Annotated in this window: 1 protein-coding gene; it reads right to left on the bottom strand. The window is 43.0% G+C overall.

Features of this window, described 5'->3' with window-relative positions:
• Window positions 1–372: GntR family transcriptional regulator (locus AC13HU_RS38275; RefSeq protein ID WP_483046596.1), on the bottom strand; the 372-nt coding region annotated here is incomplete at its 3' end.
• Window positions 373–407 lie beyond the last annotated feature (35 nt).

The raw sequence follows: 407 nt of genomic DNA, 5'->3' as shown, positions 1-407 counted from the left end.
ATCCAGAACGGATACCAGATCATCCACCACACGCTGGCGGACCACCTTCCAAACCATCCGAAACTCTGGGAAACCGGTTATCAGTGAGGATTTTTTATCAATAATAATCTTGTCCAGACTGACCACGTTGGTTTTAGAGCGCAGTCCAAGTTCTTTAACTAGTTCTTGGTAGCTGGTTAGGTTGGATACAGGGAAATTGACGGTTTCTTCTTTGACGACTTGAGAACCTTGACCTATTATCTTTTTGATCAATCCTTCCTCTTGGAGGTGAGTCAGGGCCTTTCGGACTGTAACACGACTCACTTGATATTGCTCCATAAGGTCGTGCTCGATAGGAAGGAAATCTCCGACAGCGTAAGTCTCGTTTTGAATGGTTTATTGGATTTGCTTAAATAATTGTTTGTATT

The sequence above is a fragment of the Streptomyces sp. NH27 genome, from assembly GCF_056859195.1.
The sequence above is the reverse complement of the archived record's forward strand: the minus strand, read 5'-3'. Positions and strand labels throughout refer to the sequence as shown.